Origin of the sequence: Cereibacter changlensis JA139 (genome assembly GCF_003034985.1) — a bacterium.
GTDB lineage: Bacteria > Pseudomonadota > Alphaproteobacteria > Rhodobacterales > Rhodobacteraceae > Cereibacter > Cereibacter changlensis.
This window is the reverse complement of the sequence record NZ_PZKG01000267.1, coordinates 1-2,616: the sequence shown is the minus strand read 5'-3', so window position 1 is coordinate 2,616 and position 2,616 is coordinate 1. Positions and strand designations below refer to the sequence as shown.

Genomic DNA, 2,616 nt, shown 5'->3' with positions numbered 1-2,616 from the left:
TCGTGCCCCCCGTAAATGAGAGAACGATTTACGATTTGCGTGCATCTAGAAACCATCATTTCATGGATGCCATGCGGTATCTTGGCTATGTTCAGATGGCTCGAGAAGGAACGAGACGCATCAGAGATAGCATGGCAGAATACAACCTCCCCGAGCCTCAGTTTCGCCAGGAGGCGCTTCATGGCGTTGTTGTGCGTGTTGTTCTGCAAAATGACCATGAGGTGCGTAGTCGCTCAAGTGATCGCGATGTGGCAATGCACTTTGGAGTAGAGCAGTGGAAGTTAATGCAGGAGCACGAGATAAAGATTGCTGCGTATACTTTTAGAAACGGCATGATCCAAGTCTCGGAGGCGCAGCGACTCACCGGGCGAACTTGGGCCACTTCAAAAAAGGACTTGGAACGAATGTGTCGAAAGGGGATAATGATTTTTGTTGCGGGGGATTATTCACGCGACCCCAAGGCCCATTACAAGCTCGCGAGAGAGCCTGATAGCAAGGAATAATTGTGGGTGCCCCAAGCGGTGCAACCACATCGCCTTCTTCTAAGCTCACGAATTTTTTCGGTCACCGTCTGCTCCCACGTTCCCCTTCCACGCCTACACCGCGACAAAATGTCTTAAGACTGTCTTAATGCCGTTGGGAATGTCCATTAAAATCAGCCCCTTACTCTCCTTTTCACGCGTGAAAATCCCCGCTGTCCGCCGCCGCCGCCGATCACCGCTTCTTCACCGCCGAGGCGCTGTCTCCCCTTTCCCCCGCCACCGACTTCGGGCTAGGTATCGCTCATGAGATGGTCGCTGCCGAATATCCTCACGATCCTGCGTCTGCTGGCCGCGCCCGGCGTGGCGGTGATGTTCCTGTATTTCCACCGCCCCTGGGCTGACTGGTTCGCCCTCACCCTGTTCATCAGCGCCGCGATCACCGACTTCTTCGACGGCTACCTCGCCCGGCTCTGGAAGCAGGAATCGAAGTTCGGCGCCATGCTCGACCCGATCGCCGACAAGGCGATGGTGGTGATCGCCCTCGTCATCATCACCGGCTATTCCGGCATGAACCCCTGGCTGATCCTGCCCGTCACCCTCATCCTCTTCCGCGAGGTCTTCGTCGCCGGGCTGCGCGAATTCCTCGGCGCCAAGGCGGGGCTGCTGAAGGTCACGAAGCTCGCCAAGTGGAAGACCACCGCCCAGATGGTCGCCATCGCGGTTCTCTTCCTCGGCACCGGGCTCGAGCATCTCGAAGGCATCGCCCGCCGCGGCATGACCTGGGCCGAATATGCCCAGGCGGTCAGCGCCGGCGACGCTGACCCGATCCGCAGCTGCGGCATGCGGGGCTGTTCCTCCTACGCGACCTGGGTCGGGCTGACGCTGATCTGGATCGCGGCGGTGCTGACCTTCGTCACCGGGCTCGACTACTTCCTGAAGGCGCTGCCCTTCCTGAAGGACGACAAGAAATGATCGACGTGCTCTACTTCGCCTGGGTCCGCGAACGGATCGGCCTGCCGCGCGAGCGGATCGAGACCCGGGCCGCCACGGTCAACGATCTGGTGGCCGAGCTGATCGCCCGCGAAGACCGCTACGCGGCCGCCTTCGCCGACACCTCCAGCCTGCGGGTCGCGCTGGATCAGGAGCTGGCCGAGTTCGACGCCCCCCTCGCCGGGGTGCGCGAGGTGGCATTCTTCCCGCCGATGACCGGAGGCTGAGATGCGCGTCGCGGTGCAGGCCGAGCCCTTCGACTTCGGCGCCGAGGCCGCGGCCTTCACGCGCGATCTGCCGGGGGCGGGGGCGGTCGTCACCTTCACCGGGCTGGTGCGCGATCTGTCGGGCGATCTGGCGGCGATGCAGATCGAGCATTACCCCGGCATGACCGAACGCGCCATCGCGGCGATCGCCGGGGAGGCCATGACCCGCTGGAGCCTCGTCGATTGCCTGGTGATCCACCGCCACGGCGACCTCGCCCCCGGCGAGACGATCATGATGGTGGCCACCGCCTCGGCCCATCGCGGCGACGCCTTCGCCGCGGCGGAGTTCCTGATGGATTACCTCAAGTCCCGCGCTCCCTTCTGGAAGAAGGAGATCACCACCTCCGGCGCCGAATGGGTGGCGGCGAAGGACGCGGACGAGGACGCGCTGAAACGCTGGTAGGGCTTGCCAAGCCGCCCCGCCCGCCGCATTCTTTTCCCGAGCCGCGACGATGGCGTCGTCGCAGGGATCTTCCCGCCGCTTGCAGGGCAACCTGCCGTCGTCCTGCACGCCGGGATCTTTCGGGGTCCCGCCGCGGCCCCCTCGCCTGAGGTCTGACATGACGCTTGACCGTCCCGAACACTACCGCTTCCACAACGGCGACAAGGCCGCGCTGCCCTTCGAGCCGGAGGAATACGAGGCGCGGCTGGAAGGGCTGCGCGACCTGATGGAGATGCACGAGCTCGACGCGGTGGTGCTGACCTCGATGCACAACGTGGCCTATTACTCGGGCTTTCTCTACTGCTCCTTCGGGCGGCCCTATGCCTGCGTGGTGACGGCGAGTGACTGCACCACGATCAGCGCCGGGATCGACGCGGGCCAGCCGTGGCGGCGCAGCTTCGGCGACAACATCACCTACACCGACTGGCAGCGCGAC

Annotated in this window: 5 protein-coding genes; all 5 read left to right on the top strand. The window is 63.3% G+C overall.

Features of this window, described 5'->3' with window-relative positions; translation table 11 throughout:
• The coding region (locus tag C5F48_RS23035) for an ATP-binding protein (RefSeq protein WP_219907834.1) at positions 1-503 on the top strand (503 nt) is incomplete at its 5' end.
• A 282-nt stretch (positions 504-785) separates the two neighbouring features.
• Positions 786-1,454 (top strand): CDP-diacylglycerol--glycerol-3-phosphate 3-phosphatidyltransferase, encoded by a 669-nt coding sequence (gene pgsA / locus C5F48_RS23030; protein ID WP_107666031.1) that lies wholly within the window; start codon positions 786-788, stop codon positions 1,452-1,454.
• Positions 1,451-1,699 (top strand): molybdopterin converting factor subunit 1, encoded by a 249-nt coding sequence (gene moaD, locus C5F48_RS23025; RefSeq protein ID WP_107666030.1) that lies wholly within the window; start codon positions 1,451-1,453, stop codon positions 1,697-1,699. Before pgsA ends, moaD begins: the two co-directional genes overlap by 4 nt.
• Before the next feature lies 1 nt (position 1,700).
• On the top strand, positions 1,701-2,141 hold the full coding sequence (locus C5F48_RS23020) for a molybdenum cofactor biosynthesis protein MoaE (protein ID WP_107666029.1): 441 nt from the start codon (positions 1,701-1,703) through the stop codon (positions 2,139-2,141).
• Positions 2,142-2,298: 157 nt separating this feature from the next.
• Positions 2,299-2,616, top strand: a 318-nt coding sequence (locus tag C5F48_RS23015; RefSeq protein ID WP_181247761.1) for an aminopeptidase P family N-terminal domain-containing protein, incomplete at its 3' end; no start/stop codon positions are given.